Genomic DNA, 18,814 nt, shown 5'->3' with positions numbered 1-18,814 from the left:
TGATGTATTAATGCCCGCTGTGTTCTCCACTGTCCATATTCATTTCCTCGTGATTCATGTTTTCCATGTCCCCGTGGTCTCCGTGTTCCCCGTGTTGGAACCCGAAGGACATCGTGAATAAGGAACCTGCTACGAGAATCGCAGCAAGAGCGAAACCGTGGAACATCATATTCCATGGAACATGACCGCCACCGCTGCCCTTTTCTGTGATGTGCATGAACATGAACAACTGAACACCAGCCTGAAGCAGCGCCAGAATCAGAATACCTGAAATGATCACTGCAACTGGAAGGTCGGAATTGATTGCTGCCCAAGCAGCGACAAGCGTCATAACGACGGATAACAAGAATCCTATTACGTGACTAGTCGGTACTTTCTTTGACGTATCTGCCATCTAGACCACCATCCCTATCAGATAGACAGCTGTGAAGATGAAGATCCACACAACGTCCAGGAAGTGCCAGTACAAACTGACGATAAAGAATTTTCGACTTGTCTTTGTTGTAAGTCCGCGTTTTCTTAGTTGAATCAGAAGTCCGATCGCCCATCCGATACCAAGGGTTACGTGAAGCCCGTGGGTTCCGGCAAGGACGAAGAATGCTGACCAGAAGGCAGCCGACTGCAGTGTCGCGCCTTCGTGCGTATAATGGAAGAACTCGAAGATTTCGAATCCAAGGAATCCTAAACCAAGGGCAAGCGTTATGATCATCCATAACGTCATGCCTTTGACATTCCCTTTACGCATTTGGTGAATCGCAAGTCCACACGTGAAACTACTCACCAAAAGCAGGAACGTCATGATTAACACGATGCCTGGCTCGAACAACTCACCAGGTGTCGGTGCATCAGCTGTACGGCCGAATAGGACGGCATACGTTGCGAACAGCGTAGAGAAAAGTACGACTTCGGCTCCAAGGAAAATCCAAAATCCGAGAATACTCATCTGTCCTTCTTGCGTCCGGTATTCTAATGGACCTGTTTTCAATTCTTCTGCAGCCATATCATAACCCCCTCGCTTTTCGCTCGATGCGTTTCACTTCATCGACGCTTACATAGTAACCGTCATCGTAGTCGAAGGAACGGATGATCATCATGATCACACCACCAACAAGACCGAAGATCGCCACAGGCATCCACTCGAAGACGAGACCGAAGCTTCCGATGAACAGGAATGTCATCATGATGATCGGCTGCCCGGTGTAACTCGGCATGTGGATCGGCTTCAATTTCGATTCGTCGAATGTCGTTTGACCTTCTTCTCTCATGCGCTCATACGGGTCGATACGATCGACGTATGGTACGGTAGCAAAGTTATAGAACGGTACCGGAGTTGTCGTAGACCACTCAAGCGTACGTCCATGGCCCCAGGAGTCGCCGTTTGTTTCACGTTCTGCATAGCGGTAGCTGTAGTAAACGTTGTAAACGAAGACGATGAAACCAAGTCCCATTCCAAATGCACCGACAGTAGAGATGACGTTCAATGGAAGCCACTCGACTACGTTTGTGATGAACAAACGACGAGGCATTCCATCCAAACCTAGGAAATACTGCGGGAAGAAGCAGACATGGAAGCCGGCAAAGAACAACCAGAATGCCCATTTCCCGAGACGTTCGTTCATCTTGTGACCGAACATCTTCGGATACCAGTAAGTCAAACCTGCGAAACAGCCGAAGACTGTTCCGGCGATCAGCACGTAGTGGAAGTGCGCGATCAGGAAGTAAGAGTTATGGAACTGGTAGTCCGCTGCTGCCATACCGAGCATAACCCCTGTCACCCCGCCGAGTACGAAACTCGGAATGAAGGATAGAGACCAAAGCATCGGTACGGTAATTTCGATTTTCGACTTGTACAATGTCGCAAGCCAGTTAAAGATTTTAACCCCTGTCGGTACAGCGATCAACATCGTCGATACAGAGAAGACGGAGTTTACGAACGCGCCTGCTCCCATCGTGAAGAAGTGGTGTACCCAAACAAGGAAACTCAGTAGTGCAATAATGATCATGGACCAAACCATGGCGTTGTAACCGAACAAACGTTTCTTCGCAAAAGCCGCAATGACTTCGGAGAAGATACCGAATGCCGGCAGAATAACGATGTAAACCTCAGGGTGTCCCCACATCCAAAATAAGTTCGCCCACATCATCGGCAGTCCTTCTCCGGTCAGTGTGAAGAACTGAGCACCGAAGACACGGTCGATTGTAAGCAGCGCAAGCGCTACTGTAAGGATTGGGAATGCGAACACGATGATGAAACATGTAACCAATGTCGACCATGTGAAGATCGGCATGTGGAACAGTTTCATACCAGGGGCACGCATCTTAAGGATGGTTACCATCAAGTTGATTCCGGTACCCAATGTACCGATACCCGAGAGCTGTAAGCCCATCAAGTAGAAGTTCTGACCCGGTCCTGGACTCATTGCCGCACCTGCAAGCGGTGTGTAACTTGTCCAACCAGCGTCCGGTGATCCCCCGATGACGAAGGAAATGTTAAATAGAATAGCTCCGAATGCAAACGACCAGAAGCTGACAGCGTTCAAATAAGGGAACGCAAAGTCACGTGCTCCGATTTGCAATGGAACGATAATGTTCATCAAACCGATAAGGAACGGCATCGCCATGAAGATGATCATGATCGTACCGTGTGTCGTAAAGATTTCATTATAGTGTTGGGAATCTAGGAATCCAAGCCCTGGAAAAGCAAGCTGGATCCTCATCATTAAGGCGTCGACACCACCACGGAATAACATGAGCAGTGCAGCCAGGATGTACATGATTCCGATTTTCTTATGGTCGACGGTAGTCAACCATTCACGCCAAAGCCAGCCCCATTTCTTGAAATACGTCAATACGAAGACGATTGCGATCGAAACGAGTGCAATCGACACCATAGCGCCGTAAATAAGCGGTTCGCCGGTGACTAATATATCAGTAATGTGCATGTCCTCTCACCTGCTTTCTTAATCGAATGTTTCTTGTGTTTCAACCTCGTCGTTACCTAAGTGCAGCTTCTCTCCATAAAGATCGAAGTATCTGTCAACGACGTAAGACGCTCCTTCATGTGTACCGTGATCAACAAATTCCAAGTGCGTAGAGGAATAAGATGATTTGTCTGTCAGACCAGGTTTGACCAAATCATTGTATTGATCCTGTGTAAGTTCCGGAGACTCGTTCTGGATATCGCTGACCCAGCTGTTAAAGTTCTCTTCGCTTTCCGCATGAACTTTGAACGTCTGTGCTGCGAAACCTTCTCCGTTGAAGTTGGAGTTACGTCCATCGTAGACCCCTTCTTCATCTGCCTGAAGATAAAGCTTCGTCATCATTCCTGCCATGTTGTACTTCTGACCACCGAGTGCCGGGATCCAAAGTGCGGACATGGAGTCTGCGGATGTCAATCGGAATTCGATCGGACGATCCGTCGGAATGTGTAAGTAGTTCACTGTTTCAATGTCCTGTTCCGGATAACTGAAGAACCATTTCCAATCCGCTGCTGTCGCATAAACGACCAGAGGTTCTTTCGCCTCTTCTCCTGCAGCAGGTTCTGGAGGTTTCTCCAGGTCGAACAATGTAGTGACCGTCGGGATCGATAGTAATGTAACGATAATGATCGGAATAACTGTCCAAACAACTTCAATAGCTGTGTTACCGTGAAGGTTCGGAGCATAGTCCTTATCGCCTCGACCAGGACGATCGCGGTACTTGATGACCATATACGCAAATAGTGCAAAAACAACCACGACAATTCCAAGCATGAACCATAAGGAATATACGATTAGATCTTTCTGGCTTTCCGCCACTGGACCTTTCGGGTTAAGCACAGTCATTTGCCCACAGCCGCTCAGGAACAATACCAGGCTTAGTGGAAGTAGTCCTAGCCATCTAGAACGCAGATGTTTAGCTTTCATTTGTTTTAACCCTCCTATCAGACTATTATTTATAAGTACAAGAATGAGACATCTATGACTCTCATCCATACTACTAGGGCTTGAATGATTATATCAGATTTTGTAGAATTTCACCTCCCTTTCACAAATATTTCACATTAACAGGCGCATCTTTGTTAACTTTTTGTTACAATCAAGCGTTTACATGCTATTTACTTCCATTTATTAATAAATTTGTAACACTTTTATCTCAATCTTGGACTTTTGACGGAATCTTCCGTCTCCATTAAACTGGTTAATAGAATAAAGGAGAGAATACTCATGCAGACCATCGTATATGATGACAAGGAAATACACTATGACCTACATAAAAAACCGGATGTCCCGTTTATCAAAATTTATATGGACGATTTGAACGGCGTACAGGTGACGGCTTCTTCTAATAAAGACGAAACACGGATCCGCGCTTTCGTCGAGAAGAAAGCCGGCTGGATCATCGATCGTTGGTGCGGCACCCATGAAGACTTATACATCCTGGATACGATCGATTTTAAGGAAGAGGAACAGCGGATTCCCTACCTTGGCCGCTCCTATAAGCTGAAGATTCATCCGGAAACAGACTCGACCGAGGCTTCCTTCGCCTTCCGTAAAGGAGGGTTCGCCTTCCATTTCCCACAGGAGTGGAACGAAGAGAAGCGTCAGGAAGCGTGGCGGGAGCAGACAAAGGCATGGTTTAAACAAAAGGCTGCCGATAAGCTCGCCTCCCTTGCAGAGGAAACCTCTGTATCCATCGAAGAGGACCACATCCGCTTGGGACGTAAGCATAAGGACGGCATTCAATTGAACTGGCGGCTCGTCCATCGGCCGAAAGAAACGACTGCCCGGACGATCCAGGACCTGATCGAAGAAAAAGCATACTGACATAAAAAACCCTTCCACCTATATAGTGGAAGGGTTTTTTCGATGAGTAAAATTCAGATGAATAGCAATAAGCTGAGCGCCATCACAGCCATACCGGCTACGACACCGTAAATGGATAAGTGTGCTTCCCCGTACCGTCTCGAAGCCGGAAGCAGTTCATCAAGGGAAATGAAGACCATGATTCCGGCAACACCGGCGAACAACACTCCGAACATGACATCATTCAGAAACGGCATGAGAATCAGAAAGGCGAGAATAGCACCAAGCGGCTCAGATAACCCGCTTAAGAAGGAAAGCTTGAACGCCTTCTTCTTATCTCCCGTTGCGAAGTAAATGGGAACGGACACCGCGATTCCCTCCGGGATGTTGTGGATTGCTATGGCTGCGGCAATCGCAATCCCAAGCGTTGGATCATTAAGCGCGGCTGTGAACGTGGCAATCCCTTCCGGAAAGTTGTGAATCGCTATAGCTAGTGCCGTGAAGGTTCCCATCTTCAGAAGAGCCGGATCATGGACAGCGGAAGCACCGCCGCTCTTCATATCTTCGACTTTCTTCACTTCGTGCGGATTTCCGGCTTTCGGAATCAAGCGGTCAATCAGAGCAATGACGAGCATTCCGCCGAAGAAGGCACCGACCGTCGACCACTTCCCAGGGACTTCACCGAGCGCACTCGTCAGCGAATCCTGCGCTTTAAAGAAAATTTCCACCATCGACACATAGATCATCACCCCTGCCGAAAACCCGAGTGCCAGCGATAGGAACCTCGTGTTTGTCGTGGAAGTGAAAAAAGCGAGCACGCTGCCGATCCCGGTCGCCAATCCTGCAAATAATGTGAGCCCGAGGCTAATAATACATTTTCCATACTACCTCTCCTTCTATCTCGTACTATCTAATCGACATTTTACTCGAAGTTTTTCCTTAGTGCAACTTTTTTTGTTTCAGTTATATTTTATGCGCCTATGTAAAAAACGTACCTTTTCCTCGAAAAAATTATCTTGTTTCTTTTGAACCTTTTGCATAGATTGTCCTTTTTCAGAATCTGCTATGTCCGCTGTACGCAAAAAAACCACAGGCACCTGTGGGGATCAAGGCAAATATTGAAACCACACCTCCACGGCTGCGGATGTTTCGATCGTTCCCGGCTGAATCGGTGTGGCGGAACCTTGGAGCATCTGCGTCTTCTGGAACGGCTGCACGGGCTCGGTTCCACTCCTGATTTCCGTCATACGGACCGGTGTCGGGTCAAGCTGCACAGCCATCGCCTCTGCCATTGTCCCGGCATGGGTAACGGCACCGGCCAGGGCTTTAGTCAATGCCTGTTGATAAGCCTGTTCCGGATTCCTGATGGTGAATGTAATGCTGGAAACACGGTTGGCCCCATTGGCGACAGCGGTATCGATTAAATAACCGGTTTGTTCCACCTGGTCGATCGTAATTTGAAGGAGATGGGTCACCTGATACCCCCGAAAGACCTGGCTCCCGTCCACGTAGTCATATTCCGGAAATATCGTATATTGCGATGTTTGGATCGCTTCTTCCGGAACACCCGCCTCCATCAGCTGCCGCTTCACTCTCTCCGTGACAGCGGCATTTTCTTTCTGTGCCTGCTCCAGGCTCTCTTTCTCTGTCACGACACCGACCTCTAATACGGCTCTGTCCGGAATGACGTCGACTGTCCCGCTTCCGGTCACCTTCATGATTCGCCCTTCTCCATGCCTCATGTTCCATTCCTCCCCTTTTTTTCATTCGATGTCGCGGCTTTACGGATTATGCCTGGAAAAGGGAACAAAATCTCATAATGGACGGCATTCAATTGGAATATATAGTAAGAGGGGGTGTTTTCATGCACACGAGGAAACCTGAAGAGCTGTCCTACCCGGAAGATTTCCTGAACATCATCCGGCAGGGACTTCCGTCCGCGGAAAACAAAAAGAAGGTCATCATTATCGGTGGAGGGATGGCCGGGCTCGTAGCTGCGGCGCTGTTGAAGAGCGCCTCCCACGACGTGACGATCCTGGAAGGGAACAATCGGCTGGGAGGACGTGTTCATACTGTCAGGGAGCCGTTTTCACAAGGGAACTACCTCGACGTCGGTGCCATGCGCATCCCTTCCAACCATCTGCTCGTCCAGGAATATATCAAAGGGTTCGGGCTTCCAACCCAGCCGTTCGCCAATACAAGAGACACCGATGTTCTGATGGTGAATGGGAAGAAAGTCTATAAGAGAGCGTATGAAGAAAATCCGGATATCCTCGACTATCCTGTCAATGAAGAGGAAAAAGGAAAAACCGCACAGGAATTGTTTGTGGAAGCTGTCGGGACCTTTTTTTCGATATATGAGAACAGCACGGAGGAAGAACAGGAGAAGCTGCGCAAACAATTCTCCTCCTATTCGATGGGAGAATACCTGCGTGAGAATCCTCTCGGCCCGTCGCTCTCTTCAGACGCCGTCCGCAAAATTAAAGTGCTGCTCGGAATTGAAGGGTTTCCGGAATTTGCGTTTCTCGACATCTTGACCGACATCACCTATCCGATCTTCAACGAAGGGACGACGTTCGTCGAAATTGAAGGCGGCAACGACCGCCTTCCTTATTCCTTCTATCCATACCTCGCATCCGACATTCATTTGAACCAGCGTGTAGAGCGGATTGTCCAGTTCCCGGATAAAGTGAACGTCTATACCGTTGATACACAGACGAACGCCCAAAGGGTTTGGGAGGGAGATTACGTCTTGACGACCATCCCTTTCACCACCTTCCAATTCGTCGATGTGTATCCTCATGACTCGATCTCCTTCAAGAAAAGGGAGGCCATTCAGGAAATCATCAACGTCCCGGCTGTCAAAATCGGAATGGAGTTCAGCCGTCCGTTCTGGGAAGAGTATCTCATCGGCAACGTCACCTCCGACCTGCCCATCCGGTTTATGTATCTACCTAGCCACGGGCAGGGAAAAGATGGGCCTGCCGTCCTTCTGGCTAGTTATTCATGGGGACAGAATGCCATGCTCTGGAACAGTCTGACGAAAGACCAGATTGTCAAAGAGGTGCTGGAGAACCTTTATTTGATCTATGGTCCTGTCGTCTATGAAACCTACATGCAGACCGTCGTTTACAACTGGACCAGGAACCCATTCTCGGCCGGATGTTTCACCTTATTCACCCCCGGACAAAGCCGTGACCTCGGAGACGTGATCACCAAGCCGGAGGGCCGGATCCACTTCGCCGGCGAGCACACCTCCTCCTTCCACGGCTGGATCGAAGGGGCGGTGGAATCAGGCATCCGCGCCGCGAATGAAATTCATCATCGTTCCTGATCCCTGAAAAAGATTGCAGCGTATCAGGGACCTTTCAACGAAGAAAATCCATCCTATGTAGATAAAGCTTTCTCTAACGGGAAGGCTTTTTTCAGGCTATCAAGAAAAGCGCTTGGGACAGTAACTGGAGGTAACACATTTATCTAATGAAACGAGCTAGAAAGAATATCTTACCTCCAGTCCCCGTCCTATTCCCATTAAAGAATTGCCACTTATTGTGGAAGGCTCCGTTTCGATATATTAGGAGTTAGTACCGTTTCAAGATAACTATTCCCGTGCAGGGAAACAAGATTCCATGTAGGTTTCAACACTTGGAAATAATATTCTCTCCGTCATCATATAATTCCAGTCAGGATACAGATAAAGATACTTCGGTGGTGCTCCATTAGAATGCTGTTGCATAATAAAAAACCTCTCCCAAACGGGAGAGGTTTTTTTACGCTGCTTCTTCTTTTTCGCCATCTTTTTTCTCTTTAGAATCTTCTGCTTCTTCGTCTTCCGCCTTCAGCTCCTGCACGCTGCCTTCGCCGATTTTAACAGCGCGATTTTCCGATACGACAGGGTAGACGACTTTATATTTTTTCGTCACCACATCTCCGTCAACTGTCTCCTCGGTTGTCAGGAAGGCTGTCACTTCCACGGAACCCTCTTTCGGATCAGCGACGACGTTGTCCACTTGAACGTTCAGGATGTCATGGTATGTGGAACGAAACTCCTCAAAGGATGCTTTCTCCTGCCAGCTGCTGCTTAACAGAGAAAAAGCGGTTACGAAATCGCCTTGATTGATGCTGTCATAGAAATATTGGACGAGGTAACTCGCCTGTTCCGCATCCGTGCCGGTGACAGGGGAAGGGGTCTGGTCACTGAATTCTGGAAATTCCGGCAGGGACTTCATCGGAGACTCACTCCAGCGCTCGACCATAGGCAGTACGTCCGCAATTGGTATACTGAAGCCGATCGTCTCTTCATCCAGCTTTGCTGAATTGATGCCGATGACGTCACCCGTCGTCCTGTCCAACAGCGGACCACCGCTGTTCCCTCTTTCGATCGGTGCAGAGATCTGATACATGTTCTCATAGCGGAACGGGTCGATGTCGAGGGTGCGATCCAGCCCGCTGATTTCTCCGCGCGTCACGGTATTCTGCAACCCAAGCGGGCTTCCGAGAGCCAGCACCTCATCCAACAGTTTAGCAGAGTCTTCCCTGCGGATCGGAAGCGGCTCTTTCCCTTTCAATCCTGGTACGCGGACGACCGCGATATCCGTATCTCTGCTGATGCCGATCACTTCCCCGGGCATGCTCTTCGAGTCGGCGGTTATGACACTCACATCTTTCGCATTGGCGACGACGTGGGCGTTGGTCAGAATGTCTCCTTTATCGTTGTAAAGGAAACCGGACCCGATCGTCCCGTCCTCCAATTCTACCTGGACGACAAGCTTTTGTGATTCGAATATAATTTGCTGCGTATCTTTCGGTACCTGCGTTTTCTCTGCATCTTCTTCCGGGGGCGCACTAAGCACAGCCTGCACAGTCATTTGTCCAGGCACAGATTTCATGATGTAGAAAACGCCCGCAGCGCCGCCCCCTATCAATATGAGGGAAACAGCGATGCTGATGATCCATGCGCGATTCATCTGCTATCCTCCTATTCTACCATCCATTCCATCTCTGTCATGTTGACAGAGTATTCGCCTTCTTCAAGCTCGTAATATACCTTTTCGAAGCTGCCTTTTGTACCCGGATTTATATACGTCGGATACACTTTCGCAGATTCAGAACGGACGACTTTCCCGTCTTTATCGAGAATGTCATACTTTACCGTAACGGTACTGATGATCTGGGTGGCCACACTCTCCAGCTGGCCTTTCACCTTGTAATCCCCGAACTCATCCTTTGTAATGTCGAAGCTCAACACTTTCAACGCTTCCGTCTGGTTGACGAGTTCATCTTCCGCCGCCTGCTGCATCGCCTGCTCCAACCGTTGCTGCTCTGCCTGCTCGAAGGCCTCTTTCTCCTTCTGGATCCGTTCCTTCAGCTGGATCAGCTGGTCATCATTGGACACATACTGCAACCCCTGGTCGATCAATGCAATCGCTTCGGTGTACTGCTTTTCTTTCATGGCGGCTTCCGCTTCTTTGGTCGATCGGTTAACGATCTTCTCGAAGATTTTCTCTCTCACCTTTGCCGTCTCTTCCAAATTCAAATCCGACAGCGTATTCAATTTAGCCGCCAGCTCATCGACGCTGGAAAGCTTCGCCAGTTCCTTATTTACTTCCTGAAGCGTAATGGTGGAATTCAATTCATTTAATCTCGGTACAAGGGTAAGGATGACCCTGCTCTGGTTTTGTTGGATCTTCTCCTGGATCGCAGAGAGCCTCTCCTTCGCTTTCGCCAGGTCTTCCTTCTCTATCTGCTTCTCCGCTTCCGTTAACTTCTTATCGAGACCTACCGCTACCTGTACTTCCTTCAGTTCTGCTTTCAACGATTCATTACCCGGACGCTGATCGATCGCTTTCGAGAGCAGCGTTTCCGCCTGACGATACTCCCCGTCCATTGCAACATTCTCGGCCTTCTTCTTCCATGCGGCCACTTCTTCATTCACATGCTTTTCCTGCTCATATACAAAATAAAGGGCTACCCCAATCACGACCAGAACAACCGCTGGTGTGACAACGGGCAACCACGATCTCTTCTTATTTTTGTTAGAATTATTTATTAGTTGAGACTCCCCGTCTTGATTCAACGCAGCTCCGCAGTGGGAGCAGTACCGGGAGTTTTCCGTCATTTCCTGTTTACATTGAGGACATTCTTTCACAGTCCCGTCCTCCTCCTCTATCAATCTTACATAATAATGGAACGAGTTCCATGCTAACAAACATTATAGCACGCCTGTATACAGTTCTGTAAACGTTCTTTAGGCCTTTTTTTCAAGGTAGAAAGTAATTTTTTTCACAAAAAGCGGGAAAAGCGAACACCCCTCTGACCTGCGGCCTGCATACAATGGATTATCTCAATGTTGAGAGGAGGGATTCTATATGGGAAGCCGCGGAAATCAACAAAGTCAGCCGAAAAGAAAACCCTGCTGTGGACGTAAGCCGAAAGGAAACTCACGCTAAGCGCTCCTCCCTTCGGGCAGTCGTGCCCTACAAAGAACGCAAGCCCTGCATTCATAAAGAATACAGGGCTTTCTTACATATATTTGTTACACGGGGGAGGTGCGCCGGATGTATGCCAAGAGGTTCTTCGAATTGCATTCAAGTGAACGACGAAAAACCGACGAGTGACATAAGAGCGAACGACGACAGGTATAAGACATCCCTCCCATTATTATTAACAAAGCCTGTCTACACTTCCATTCTACCATTCTGCGGGACGGCCGAATGTAAAATCCTTGTAAATCAGGTACTTGTCCCCTCTGTACAACCAATGTATGCATGTTTGTTTACAAAAAGAACACCATCCCTTAAAATGAGAAAAAGTTAATACCGAGTAAACAAATGAGTATTAGGAGGTTTTTATAGATGCAGCAAGAAGCTGTCCACCAAGACAACAGACGTACGACCGTCGTCGCTCCGCTTGATCCAGTGCAGAAACCGTTCGTATGGATCGGCGTCATCGTATCCATTGTTCTGCTGATTGCTATCACAGCGGCCACGACTATGACACAAGGGGTGCTTTTCCTCATCGGAATCGCGCTCGGACTCGTGCTGCTCCATGCACGTTTCGGTTTCACATCGGCCTTCCGCAGACTCGCTTCTGTCGGAAATGTACAGGGGCTGCAGGCACATATGCTGATGCTCGCCGTAGCTACAACACTTTTCGCCATCATTCTCTCTACCGGCTTCAGTTTCACAGGGACGACCCCGCAAGGGTATGTATCCCCCGTCGGGATCAGCGTCATCTTCGGTTCGTTCCTTTTCGGAATCGGGATGCAGCTTGGATCCGGCTGTGCGTCCGGAACGTTATATACGGTCGGAGGCGGGAAATCGTCCATGATTCTGACGCTGCTCGGTTTCATTGCCGGTTCCGTTCTAGGTGCCTATCACATCGGTTTCTGGCGGGAAACACCATCCCTTCCGGCGATTTCCCTCGCGGAATCAACCGGCTTCGGTTATTTTGGCGGTTGGGTGCTGCAGATGCTTATTTTCCTAGGGATTTACGGCGCAACCGTTAAAATCGCCAAAAAGAAGAACCCACCGAAAATGGCGCCGCTGAAGACAACGACTGGCTTTAAGAAATTATGGCGCGGGGCATGGCCGCTGCTCGTTGCTGCCGTACTGCTTGCCCTGCTCAACGCACTCACACTGACGGTACGCGGCAATCCTTGGGGCATCACCTCCGCTTTCGCGCTGTGGGGTTCCAAATTCATTCAGATGTTCGGCGTGGACGTCGCAAGCTGGACGTACTGGGCGGATAACCCTGCACCACTGAACCAATCTGTCCTTGCCGATTCCACAAGTGTCATGAACTTCGGCATCATTCTTGGCGCGTTCATCGCAGCGAGCTTCCAAGGAAACTTCAAACCAGGTAAAATCAAGCCCGGTATTGCGACGGCTTCCATCTTCGGAGGCATCGCTATGGGCTACGGCGCACGCCTTGCCTTCGGTTGTAACATCGGTGCTTACTTCGGAGGAATCGCCTCCTTCAGTCTGCATGGATGGGTATGGATGATCATGGCTCTGCTTGGTACGTACCTGGCGCTGTTCATCCGACCGATGTTTGGATTGAAGAATCCGAGTCCGAAAGATTCCATCTGCTGATCGGACAGTCCTATAAAAGAACGAACGCATCCTTTCCTGCATAGGAATAGGATGCGTTCGTTTTATTTTCAAAAAGGAAAAAAGCGCCCTTTTATTGAGAAATGTGGTATGATAATGGTAGATAAAGGGTACACATGAAGAAAGAGGCCGCAGCTGGCACTGCGACCTCCCCGGATAGCTGTCGTCCAAAAGGGGCGCAGCCTACATGAAGAAAAATAGACTCACCCGCATTCACGTCAGAATAGGGAGTCTATTTTTTTATGCGAAAAATCGCTACGACTAAACCGAGGATCGATACAGTAAGGGAACTGAAGGCGATCATCACCATCAACGATTCATACATACTCAGAGGCATCACCCCCTCCAGCCTTCGACATGGGGATTAGCCGACACCCTATTCAGTTGGAACGAACAACTACCCTATACAAATTATACCATGTTCACCCGCCAAGAAAGACAGGTTTTTCGACTATCCTTAGTCCCCACCTGTCCCGCTTTTTCCACAAAAAAAGAGGCGTCATCCGCCTCTTTTCCCTATAACAGCTTCGCTACGAATTTCCGTTGCCTCGGACCGTCGAACTCACAGAAATACAAGCCCTGCCACGTCCCGAGTACAAGCCGCCCGCCGTCAATGATCAGCGTTTGGGCATGACCGATGGTGCTCACTTTCATGTGAGAAGCCGTGTTTCCCTCCATATGCCGGTCCTCGGGATGTTCCCAGGGATACACTTCACGGAAACGACGGAGCATATCCGTCTTCACATCCGGGTCGGCATTTTCGTTGACGGTAAGTCCCGCCGTCGTGTGAAGGGAGGAAACGACGACGATGCCGTCCTTCACTCCCTGTTCCTGAATCCAATCTTCCACTTGAGCCGTCACATCGATCATTTGATCGTGGTGATCGGTTTTTACATGGAACGTCTTCATCACAGCAATCAGCCTCCAATTTCAGAAGCAGCGAAAGCTTCCAGTTTTTCGTACAACGCATTCTCTTCTTCAAAATATTCCTTCTCGGAAACGGTGAACGCAGCTGCATGTAAATCCACCTCGACAGCCGCTTCGTACACATTCGTTCCATTCCCGCGCAGCTGGATGGAGAAACGCCCTTCCTTCTTCTCCACGACGCAGTTGACCATTCCGCCTTTGTTAATGACGACAATCGGCGTATCAAGATCGTTCGGTCCAAGGATGGTCGACACCAGAGAAGAAGCGGACATGGCTGTTCCACAGGCATTCGTCAAGCCGACACCACGCTCATAGGTACGAACGAATATTTTGTTCTTCTCAAGCACCTGAACAAAGCTTACGTTTACCCCGTTCGGAAATACCTCCGGAAGATCATTCGCCTTCCTGCCAACCGCCAGGATTTCTTCCTCCTCCACACGGTCGACAAGGGTTACAATATGCGGATTCGGGACGCTCAAAGCAGTGAACGTGCGAATATCCGAAAGCTCCGGAATCTTTATATCCACCGCTTCCGATCCCTCTGTGCGTATCGGCAGGCTGGCCGGATCAAAGGAAACCGGTTCGATCATAACGGAATACGTATCAACATCCGGGTAGATTTCTTTGACTTTCCTGACAGGAAGAACGGCTTTCTCTGTTTCAATAGCGATATCCTCGCGGCCGATCTTGTCGATCATATGACGGGCGACACATCGGAGACCGTTGCCGCACATCTCTGCTTCTGTTCCGTCTGAGTTGAACATCCGCATCCGTCCTTCTGCTTTCTTACTCGGCAGGACGAACAGAATTCCGTCAGAGCCGATCCCACGCTCGCGGTCGCATAAAAGCAAAGACAGCTCTCTTCTATCGTCCTCTGTGAATGCAAAGTCATGTTCTATTTCATCGATCAGGATAAAATCGTTTCCCGACCCGTGGCATTTAATGAATGGAATGCGCATGTTGGTTCTCTCCCCTGTTGTTTTTTCCTATCATAGCATATTTGTTAAGCGGTGCGGCGTTTCATCAACCATAGAAAATAAGGTGCTCCGATCAAAGCGACGAGAATGCCGGACGGAATCTCATTCGGTGCAAGAAGCGTCCGGCTGAAAAGATCCGCAATGACAAGCAGAGCGCCGCCAATGAGCATCGTCACCGGCAGCAGCTTTTGGTTGACGCTGCCGACAAGCAGGCGTGCTACATGTGGTGCAATCAGTCCGACGAAGCCGATGGCACCGACAGCTGCGACGCTCGAGGCCGCAAGCAGTGTCGCAATGAAAGCCATTTGAAAGCGGATCGAGCGGACATGCAGCCCGAGGCCTTTTGCCGTATCATCGCCAAGCGCCAGCACATCGAGCGTTTTCATATAGAAAAGGAGCAGCGGCACGAACAGGAGTACCGGCCAGATCAAGTACTGAATCAAGTCCGACCACCCTTTTGCATAGGTCGTTCCGGACAGCCACGTCAAGGCGGAGGCGACACCCAGATCCGCCTGCACGACAAGGATTTGGATCAGGGCCGAACCGAATGCGGACATCCCGATACCGAGAAGAGCGAGCACCGTCGGCTGAAACTCCGCCTTCGCACCGAGCGTCATGACAATTAAGAAGAAAACAAAGGCACCGACCATCGCTCCGACTGGAATCCAAATGGCCGACACGCTGAACACATACATCGTGAACAGGGCACCGACGCCGGCGCCGGAAGTAATCCCGATGACAGACGGGTCCGCAAGAGGATTCCGCATCACCCCTTGAAAAATGAGCCCGCTGACCGCAAGCACCGCGCCGCTGAAGAGAGCGACAAGTGCCCGGGGCAGCCTTAAATCAATGATGAGGCTCTGCAGGAACGTATTCCCTTCTCCGAAGAACGCCTGATAAGTGACGAGCGGTTCGAAGCCGTAGTTCCCGGAAGCGAGGCTGACGAGCACGGTCAGAAGAATGACGATGACGAGGACAGGGAGCATTTTCTTCAGCGGCCATTTAACCGAGTGTTTCCCGGCAAGCAGCGCTCCCGTCTCCTGTTTATTTCCGGACTGCTTCATACGCAGGACAAGCCAGATCAGCCACGGCGACCCGATCAACGCCGTAATGGCACCGACAGGAAGTTCATTGAAGGATGGATCGATGACGCGTGCAAGCACATCGGCAAGCAGCAGCACATTCGCTCCCCATAGAAACGAACCGAGCAGCAGGAGCACATGGGAACGATAGCCGAGCAGCTTGATCAGATGCGGAGCTACGAGGCCGACGAATCCGATCGGACCGACGATGCTGACCGTTACACTAGTCAAAAGAACTGCAGCGAGTACTGTAACCAACTTCACCGTCCGGACATTTTGTCCAAGGGCTGTCGCCACATCGTCCCCCAGGGTGAGCGTGTCGAGCTTCCCGGCAAACACTAAAGCAGCAGTCAAGCCGAAGGCAATCAGCGGCAGGGAAAAGCGGACGCCGCTCCAGTCATTTTGGATCAGCGTACCGGACCCCCACAAGAACAGCCCCTGTGTTTCGTTCTCGAAGAAGATTTGCAGGACAGAAGTCAGGGAGGAGAACAGGAACGTGACAATCATTCCGGCGAGAACCATTCGGACCGGCGTCGCATCGCTGCCGCCAGACAGCACGTACACGAACAGGAAAGTAAGGATTCCGCCGAGGAAAGCCGTCAGAATTCCATTCCCGAACATGACGGACGGGAAGAAGATCGTGGAGACGACGACAGCGAAATACGTACCGGAATGGATACCAAGCGTACTTGCAGAAGACAGCGGATTTTTCGTAACCGTCTGGAGGATCACTCCGGACACAGCAAGTGCTCCGCCCGCAAGTATCCCCATCACCGCCCGCGGCATCCGAAGCGTACGGACGGTATGATGCTCAAGCGTATCCTCCGGACGGAAGACCGCATCGATCACTGTTGATAAGGGAATCGAAACATTCCCTTGATTGATATGTATAAATGTTAAAAGACACAACAGCGCGGTCCCACCTCCGAAGGTGAGGACCGCAACTATTGTGTTCTTAAGCTTAGCGTTCATCCGTAATCACGCCCTTTTCTACTCTTCCAGAGCGGCATCCGCTACCTGCTCAGCGAGTACCTCTGCGGACAATGGTCCACCGAACGTCCACGCATCACCGGGTAGTTGATACGTCCGGTCTTCTTTAACGAAGCCGAGACCGTCCCATACAGGGTTTCCTTCCAGCTGGTTCGTGAAGATATTGTCTTCTTCCTGCACGATATAGAAGAAGTTCGAATCCTGATAGTTTTGCAAGGCTTCAACCGTTGTTTCCGTGTAGCCGTAAACTTCCAGATTCTCCGATTCGTAATCGTTCTTCATGCCCATCTGGTTCATAATTTGAGCGGCCATCGAGTTGTCTGTGAACAAGCGGAGTGTCGGTGTGTTTTGAGCGGTGAATGCCTGAGTCAGCACATAATTCATCCCATCCTTGCCGCTATCCTCGAGACGCTTGGCCTGTTCCTCAAATGTCTGTTCCATGTCCTGGATGACTTCATCCGCTTTATCTTCTTTATCCAGGATTTTAGCCATGGCTGCAAATTCATCCTTCATGTTCTGGAACTGATCTTTGGAGGCTTCTTCAGAATATGGAGCGAACAATACCGTCGGAGCAATCTTCTCCAAATCCTCTTTGATCGCTTCATGACGGAAATCGACCCCGATGATCAAATCAGGGTTCAAGCGGGAGATCGCCTCGAGGTTCGGTTCCTGGCGCGTACCGACGTCTTCGACGGAGTCACTGAAAGGGATACCGACATTGACCCAGTCCCCGTAATCACTCAATCCGGCTACACCGACAGGCTCCATGCCGAGCGCCTGCATATTTTCTGCATACGTCCACTCGAGAACGACGACTTTCTCAGGTGTTCCTTCGATCGTCTTCTCCCCTGTAGCATCTTCAATCGTTACGGAGCGGGAATCGGTTCCTTCTCCGCTTTGACTATCCGAGCTGTCTTCGCTTTCTTCCTGACCACCACAGGCAGCAAGCAGCACCAACCCTAACATTAACGCAAACAACCAAACTTTCTTCACGTTCAACACCCTTTCGAATTATGTAAATGATAAAGATTCTCATTCTCATAACATCTATCATAATCTATGCTCAATTTTCTGTCAATAACCTTTCACACGCTTTCATTCACTTGGAGCCAGTCATAATAAAGGAGGGATTCCTGCCGCTGAAAAGCCTCTTTCCTGGCCTGTATTTCAAACGTCCGCACAAGCCCTCCGTAATAATAGCGCAGCAGCTCTGTCCGTATTCTTCCCTTTTTCCACGCGTACACGCCCTGTTTGAAGGTTTGGATGTACAAGTCTTCATAAGCTTCCAACGGCATCATCAAATCTGACTGTTTATAGGCATTTTCTACCGTGCGCCATGCATCAAGGATCTTATCTGTCTGTAAAAAGGGTATTGTTGTTTGAATGAAGCGATTCGGTATGAAAGAGGGAAGGTAGGATGCGTCGAGGGGTACTGATTTACTAAGAGAAGCTTTTCTTTGTTTCTCCTTTGTTTCCGGTTGGGAAAATGATGCTTCCGAGCAGAGATGGAAAGGTTTCTCTGATTTTTGAGGGGTGTCAGGAAGGGTGTCGCGAGGGGTGTCATCAACGGGAAGGGAACCCGTGTCCTGTGGAAGGAAAACGATCAGATTCACGCCCTGCCGACCGTTCGGTTTCGTCGTCCTTACTTTTTCAATCAGGCCTTCCTGGACGAGCCGCCGGAGTGCCCTTACGACTGTGCTCTCACTCAGGCCGGTGCTTTTTACGACGGTCTGCCTTTTAGGGAAAGCGACGCCTGGAAACTTCACGGCGTGCCGCCAAAGGAACGTAAGCACCTCAAGCGTCCCCTCCGACAAAGCGGCCTTTCTTCTATACAAGAAGCTTCTTACGTGCTTGTCCAACTCCGCCTTCGATTGAAATGTTTGATGCTTGCGGACCCAGTTCATCATCATTCGTCATTCCTCCGATTTAAGTGTTCTATCCTA

Annotated in this window: 17 protein-coding genes; 4 read left to right on the top strand and 13 right to left on the bottom strand. The window is 49.8% G+C overall.

What is annotated here, in order from left to right; genetic code table 11:
• Positions 1–7 precede the first annotated feature (7 nt).
• From qoxD to qoxA, 4 genes are read right to left on the bottom strand one after another with little or no spacing between them, the layout of a single operon-like run.
• Positions 8–394 carry a cytochrome aa3 quinol oxidase subunit IV gene (gene qoxD, locus D479_RS12055; protein WP_008637398.1) on the bottom strand — a complete coding sequence of 129 codons (387 nt, stop codon included), beginning with the start codon at positions 392–394 and terminating at the stop codon, positions 8–10.
• Positions 395–1,000 (bottom strand): cytochrome aa3 quinol oxidase subunit III, encoded by a 606-nt coding sequence (gene qoxC / locus D479_RS12050; protein ID WP_008637396.1) that lies wholly within the window; start codon positions 998–1,000, stop codon positions 395–397.
• 1 nt (position 1,001) lies between these two features.
• Complete coding sequence (gene qoxB / locus D479_RS12045; protein WP_008637394.1) at positions 1,002–2,942, bottom strand: cytochrome aa3 quinol oxidase subunit I; 1,941 nt, start codon at positions 2,940–2,942, stop codon at positions 1,002–1,004.
• A gap of 18 nt (positions 2,943–2,960) precedes the next feature.
• Entirely contained in the window at positions 2,961–3,905 is a 945-nt protein-coding gene (qoxA, locus tag D479_RS12040; protein WP_008637393.1) for a cytochrome aa3 quinol oxidase subunit II, read from the bottom strand.
• A 300-nt stretch (positions 3,906–4,205) separates the two neighbouring features.
• On the opposite strand from qoxA, the gene D479_RS12035 reads away from it, so the two are divergent.
• Entirely contained in the window at positions 4,206–4,805 is a 600-nt protein-coding gene (locus D479_RS12035; protein WP_008637391.1) for a YgjP-like metallopeptidase domain-containing protein, read from the top strand.
• 53 nt (positions 4,806–4,858) lie between these two features.
• On the opposite strand, the gene zupT is transcribed toward D479_RS12035, so the two are convergent.
• A complete protein-coding gene (gene zupT, locus D479_RS12030) occupies positions 4,859–5,656 on the bottom strand; it encodes a zinc transporter ZupT (protein ID WP_039871414.1) in 798 nt (265 codons plus the stop codon).
• Positions 5,657–5,890: 234 nt separating this feature from the next.
• Positions 5,891–6,526 (bottom strand): SIMPL domain-containing protein, encoded by a 636-nt coding sequence (locus D479_RS12025; RefSeq protein ID WP_008637389.1) that lies wholly within the window; start codon positions 6,524–6,526, stop codon positions 5,891–5,893.
• A 122-nt stretch (positions 6,527–6,648) separates the two neighbouring features.
• On the opposite strand from D479_RS12025, the gene D479_RS12020 reads away from it, so the two are divergent.
• A complete protein-coding gene (locus D479_RS12020) occupies positions 6,649–8,118 on the top strand; it encodes a flavin monoamine oxidase family protein (RefSeq protein WP_008637388.1) in 1,470 nt (489 codons plus the stop codon).
• Positions 8,119–8,554: 436 nt separating this feature from the next.
• On the opposite strand, the gene D479_RS12010 is transcribed toward D479_RS12020, so the two are convergent.
• Both D479_RS12010 and D479_RS12005 read right to left on the bottom strand, forming a co-directional pair.
• Positions 8,555–9,751, bottom strand: coding sequence for a trypsin-like peptidase domain-containing protein (locus tag D479_RS12010; RefSeq protein ID WP_008637386.1), 1,197 nt, complete (start codon positions 9,749–9,751; stop codon positions 8,555–8,557).
• Positions 9,752–9,762: 11 nt separating this feature from the next.
• On the bottom strand, positions 9,763–10,932 hold the full coding sequence (locus tag D479_RS12005; RefSeq protein WP_008637384.1) for an FxLYD domain-containing protein: 1,170 nt from the start codon (positions 10,930–10,932) through the stop codon (positions 9,763–9,765).
• 706 nt (positions 10,933–11,638) lie between these two features.
• On the opposite strand from D479_RS12005, the gene D479_RS12000 reads away from it, so the two are divergent.
• Both D479_RS12000 and D479_RS21200 read left to right on the top strand, forming a co-directional pair.
• Positions 11,639–12,877 (top strand): YeeE/YedE family protein, encoded by a 1,239-nt coding sequence (locus D479_RS12000; protein ID WP_008637382.1) that lies wholly within the window; start codon positions 11,639–11,641, stop codon positions 12,875–12,877.
• Positions 12,878–13,137: 260 nt separating this feature from the next.
• Positions 13,138–13,263, top strand: a complete 126-nt coding sequence (locus D479_RS21200) for a hypothetical protein (protein WP_255358479.1) — start codon at positions 13,138–13,140, stop codon at positions 13,261–13,263.
• 148 nt (positions 13,264–13,411) lie between these two features.
• Here the strand turns inward: D479_RS21200 and D479_RS11995 are convergent, their stop codons facing one another.
• The 5 genes from D479_RS11995 to D479_RS11975 form a co-directional block, all read right to left on the bottom strand.
• On the bottom strand, positions 13,412–13,807 hold the full coding sequence (locus D479_RS11995; protein ID WP_008637381.1) for a secondary thiamine-phosphate synthase enzyme YjbQ: 396 nt from the start codon (positions 13,805–13,807) through the stop codon (positions 13,412–13,414).
• Positions 13,808–13,812: 5 nt separating this feature from the next.
• The gene (dapF, locus tag D479_RS11990) at positions 13,813–14,781 is read right to left on the bottom strand and encodes a diaminopimelate epimerase (RefSeq protein WP_008637380.1); all 969 of its coding nucleotides are present in this window, start codon (positions 14,779–14,781) and stop codon (positions 13,813–13,815) included.
• A 44-nt stretch (positions 14,782–14,825) separates the two neighbouring features.
• On the bottom strand, positions 14,826–16,853 hold the full coding sequence (locus D479_RS11985; protein ID WP_008637379.1) for an iron ABC transporter permease: 2,028 nt from the start codon (positions 16,851–16,853) through the stop codon (positions 14,826–14,828).
• A gap of 18 nt (positions 16,854–16,871) precedes the next feature.
• Positions 16,872–17,864 carry an iron-siderophore ABC transporter substrate-binding protein gene (locus tag D479_RS11980; RefSeq protein ID WP_039871412.1) on the bottom strand — a complete coding sequence of 331 codons (993 nt, stop codon included), beginning with the start codon at positions 17,862–17,864 and terminating at the stop codon, positions 16,872–16,874.
• A gap of 92 nt (positions 17,865–17,956) precedes the next feature.
• Positions 17,957–18,781 (bottom strand): helix-turn-helix domain-containing protein, encoded by an 825-nt coding sequence (locus tag D479_RS11975; RefSeq protein WP_008637375.1) that lies wholly within the window; start codon positions 18,779–18,781, stop codon positions 17,957–17,959.
• Positions 18,782–18,814 lie beyond the last annotated feature (33 nt).

The organism is Halobacillus sp. BAB-2008, assembly GCF_000328325.1.
Taxonomy (GTDB): Bacteria; Bacillota; Bacilli; order Bacillales; family Halobacillaceae; genus Halobacillus.
The sequence above is the reverse complement of the archived record's forward strand: the minus strand, read 5'-3'. Positions and strand labels throughout refer to the sequence as shown.

Excerpts from the sequence above, each read along its gene's own strand:
- qoxD (WP_008637398.1), bottom strand. The coding sequence starts at position 394 with ATGGCAGATACGTCAAAGAAAGTACCGACTAGTCACGTAATAGGATTC.
- qoxC (WP_008637396.1), bottom strand. The coding sequence starts at position 1,000 with ATGGCTGCAGAAGAATTGAAAACAGGTCCATTAGAATACCGGACGCAA.
- qoxB (WP_008637394.1), bottom strand. The coding sequence starts at position 2,942 with ATGCACATTACTGATATATTAGTCACCGGCGAACCGCTTATTTACGGC.
- qoxA (WP_008637393.1), bottom strand. The coding sequence starts at position 3,905 with ATGAAAGCTAAACATCTGCGTTCTAGATGGCTAGGACTACTTCCACTA.
- D479_RS12035 (WP_008637391.1), top strand. The coding sequence starts at position 4,206 with ATGCAGACCATCGTATATGATGACAAGGAAATACACTATGACCTACAT.
- D479_RS12025 (WP_008637389.1), bottom strand. The coding sequence starts at position 6,526 with ATGAGGCATGGAGAAGGGCGAATCATGAAGGTGACCGGAAGCGGGACA.
- D479_RS12020 (WP_008637388.1), top strand. The coding sequence starts at position 6,649 with ATGCACACGAGGAAACCTGAAGAGCTGTCCTACCCGGAAGATTTCCTG.
- D479_RS12010 (WP_008637386.1), bottom strand. The coding sequence starts at position 9,751 with ATGAATCGCGCATGGATCATCAGCATCGCTGTTTCCCTCATATTGATA.
- D479_RS12000 (WP_008637382.1), top strand. The coding sequence starts at position 11,639 with ATGCAGCAAGAAGCTGTCCACCAAGACAACAGACGTACGACCGTCGTC.
- D479_RS21200 (WP_255358479.1), top strand. The coding sequence starts at position 13,138 with ATGCGAAAAATCGCTACGACTAAACCGAGGATCGATACAGTAAGGGAA.
- dapF (WP_008637380.1), bottom strand. The coding sequence starts at position 14,781 with ATGCGCATTCCATTCATTAAATGCCACGGGTCGGGAAACGATTTTATC.
- D479_RS11985 (WP_008637379.1), bottom strand. The coding sequence starts at position 16,853 with ATGAACGCTAAGCTTAAGAACACAATAGTTGCGGTCCTCACCTTCGGA.
- D479_RS11975 (WP_008637375.1), bottom strand. The coding sequence starts at position 18,781 with ATGATGATGAACTGGGTCCGCAAGCATCAAACATTTCAATCGAAGGCG.